Source organism: Ruegeria sp. H3 (assembly GCF_056533095.1).
The window spans coordinates 2,501-6,157 of record NZ_JBQFOD010000031.1 but is presented as its reverse complement, the minus strand read 5'-3'; the positions used below and the strand labels follow the sequence as shown (position 1 = coordinate 6,157).

Genomic DNA, 3,657 nt, shown 5'->3' with positions numbered 1-3,657 from the left:
GGCTACTTGAGACCGGGTAGTGTTCTTTTCATCGTATTAGAGAGATATGGGCTTTTACTAGGTTTGGCGGTGACCTACTCTCCCGGGGCTTAAGCCCAAGTACCATTGGCGCGGCAGTGCTTAACTTCCGGGTTCGGGATGGGACCGGGTGTTTCACTTGCGCTATGACCACCAAACCGAGGAAAAGCCCATGTCGATTTTCTTGCGGAGCAAGAAAGCGACGGGTGGCAGGCAGCGTATTCGCGAAGCGAATGCGCGTTGCCACTCGGTTGTATAGTCAATCAACAGTGCCGTTTGCGTTGGCACGCGCTGTCCATGTTCAAGGTGTGTATGTCTTTGGTCTTGTCTTTCCATTACTGGATCAAATCAAGCCTATCGGGCGATTAGTACCGGTCAACTGAACGCATTACTGCGCTTACATCTCCGGCCTATTGACGTGGTGGTCTTCCACGGCCCTCAGGGAGACCTTGTTTTGAGGGGGGCTTCCCGCTTAGATGCCTTCAGCGGTTATCCTGTCCGATCATAGCTACCCAGCACTGCCGTTGGCACGACAACTGGTCCACCAGTGGATCGTTCACCCCGGTCCTCTCGTACTAGGGGCAACTCCTCTCAAGTCTCCTACACCCACGGCAGATAGGGACCGAACTGTCTCACGACGTTCTAAACCCAGCTCACGTACCTCTTTAAACGGCGAACAGCCGTACCCTTGGGACCTGCTCCAGCCCCAGGATGAGATGAGCCGACATCGAGGTGCCAAACACTGCCGTCGATATGGACTCTTGGGCAGTATCAGCCTGTTATCCCCGGCGTACCTTTTATCCGTTGAGCGATGGCCCTTCCACTCGGGACCACCGGATCACTATGGCCGTCTTTCGACTCTGCTCGACTTGTCAGTCTTGCAGTCAGGCTGGCTTCTGCCATTGCACTCAACGAGCGATTTCCGACCGCTCTGAGCCAACCTTCGCGCGCCTCCGTTACGCTTTAGGAGGCGACCGCCCCAGTCAAACTACCCGCCACGCAGGGTCCCGGATCCGGATAACGGACCGCGGTTAGACATCAAGAGTGCGAAGGGTGGTATCTCAAGGGAGGCTCCACAGGGACTTGCGTTCCTGCTTCAAAGCCTACCACCTATCCTGCACATCACAATCCTGATGCCAGTGCGAAGCTGTAGTAAAGGTGCACGGGGTCTTTCCGTCTAACCGCGGGAAGCCTGCATCTTGACAGGCAATTCAATTTCGCTGAGTCGATGTTGGAGACAGCGGGGAAGTCGTTACGCCATTCGTGCAGGTCGGAACTTACCCGACAAGGAATTTCGCTACCTTAGGACCGTTATAGTTACGGCCGCCGTTTACCTGGGCTTCAATTCAAGGCTCTCACCTCTCCTTTTAACCTTCAGGCACCGGGCAGGCGTCAGACCCTATACGTCGTCTTGCGACTTCGCAGAGCCCTGTGTTTTTAATAAACAGTCGCCACCCCCTGGTTTGTGCCCCCAGCCCCTAGTTGCCTAGGAACCGGGCCTCCTTCTCGCGAACTTACGGAGGTATTTTGCCGAGTTCCTTCAACATCGTTCTCTCAAGCGCCTTGGTATGCTCTACCAGTCCACCTGTGTCGGTTTAGGGTACGGTCTGATGGAGGGCTATTTCCAGGAACCACTCAGCAGCCCAATCAATCCGATAAGATTGAACTACACCTGTGATCCGTCACATCCTCCTGGCCTAGGAATATTAACCTAGTTCCCATCGCCTACGCCTTTCGGCCTCGGCTTAGGGGCCGGCTTACCCTGCTCAGATTAGCTTTAAGCAGGAACCCTTGGACTTTCGGCGAGAGTGTCTCTCACACTCTTTGTCGCTACTCATGTCATCATTCTCACTAGTGATCTCTCCACCGGATGGCTCACGCCCCGGCTTCATCGAAAGAACCTATGTCTGCGCTACCGCCTATTCGGCTACTTGAGCGCGGTTGCCCGCGCCGCATAACCGGCGGCAATATAGACAAGGTTCTATGTCACACTACGCTCTGCTACCGATGCTTACGCATCCCTAGACTTCGGCTCATGGCTTGAGCCCCGTTACATCTTCGCCGCAGGACAACTTATTTAGACCAGTGAGCTGTTACGCTATCTTTAAAGGATGGCTGCTTCTAAGCCAACCTCCTGGTTGTTTTGGTCGTCCCACCTGCTTTCCCACTTAGCCATGAATTGGGGGCCTTAGTCGTAGGTCAGGGTTGTTTCCCTCTCCACTACGGACGTTAGCATCCGCAGTGTGTCTGCCATCTAGTACTCCCGGGTATTCGGAGTTTGGTTAGGATCAGTAAGCCTGTGGGGCCCCATTACCCATCCAGTGCTCTACCCCCCGGGGTATTCGGATGACGCTCTACCTAAATAGATTTCGCAGAGAACCAGCTATCTCCGAGTTTGATTGGCCTTTCACCCCTAGGCACAGCTCATCCCGATCCTTTTCAACGGATGTGGGTTCGGTCCTCCAGTAAGTGTTACCTTACCTTCAACCTGGCCATGCCTAGATCACTCGGTTTCGGGTCTGATCCCACGAACTCATACGCCCTATTAAGACTCGCTTTCGCTACGCCTACACCTAACGGCTTAAGCTTGCTCGTAAGACCAAGTCGATGACCCATTATACAAAAGGTACGCCGTCAGCTCGCAAGGAGCCTCCGACTGATTGTAGGCGTTCGGTTTCAGGTACTGTTTCACTCCCCTCGTCGGGGTGCTTTTCACCTTTCCCTCACGGTACTGGTTCGCTATCGGTCAGCAAGGAGTACTTAGCCTTCGAAGGTGGTCCTCCGATCTTCAGACAGAATTTCACGTGTTCCGCCCTACTTAATACGTCCATCAAAGCTTCCTATACGGGGCTGTCACCCGCTATGGCCACGCTTCCCAACGTGTTCTAGTCACTTATCTGGCTCGGCTGGTCCCCGTTCGCTCGCCGCTACTAGGGGAGTATCAATTGATTTCCTTTCCTCCGGGTACTTAGATGTTTCAGTTCCCCGGGTTTGCTCTTAAAACCCTATGTATTCAGGTCTTAAGTACCTGTTTAAACCCCATATTGAGTATCAAAGATAACAATATGAAGCTTTCAGGTGGGTTGCCCCATTCAGAGATCCATGGATCAAAGCTTATTCTCAGCTCCCCATGGCTTATCGCAGAGTATCACGTCTTTCATCGCCTCTTGCTGCCAAGGCATTCACCAAACGCCCTTCTCGCGCTTGATTTGATCCAGAAAAAGAAAGACTTAATCTTTGCGCTACCGCCTATTCGGCTACTTGAGCGCGTGAACCCTTTCGGCCTTTCGGCCTGCAGGCTTCGACTATGTCGATCGTGATGACCCAGCTGGTAACTAAAGGTCATCTTTCTTCTGAACCAAAAACATACATTTCCCGCCCCCGCCACTTGGACGAGGACAATTGAGCAACCCCATATGGTCTCCCAGCCGTGCAGCTGATCAACGCAGGTCGCTCGGGTTAGTATATTTGACTTGGACAACTCTGTTCGTTTCAGTCGCGATACACATTCCAGGCCGGCTAGACCCAAACTGCGCCGCTCACCCCCTATGTGTCCTACCGCCTATTCGGCTACTTGAGGACGAAGACAAGAACGACCGAGATCAGTGCCACACTCGGCACGATCAAACAGTGTTGATT

The 3,657-nt window shown here is 53.3% G+C and carries 2 rRNA genes; both read right to left on the bottom strand.

The window, feature by feature from the left end:
• Positions 1–61 precede the first annotated feature (61 nt).
• Positions 62–176, bottom strand: a 5S ribosomal RNA gene (gene rrf, locus ACR0JE_RS19510).
• 186 nt (positions 177–362) lie between these two features.
• Positions 363–3,228: ribosomal RNA gene (locus ACR0JE_RS19505) — 23S ribosomal RNA — on the bottom strand.
• Positions 3,229–3,657: the final 429 nt, after the last annotated feature.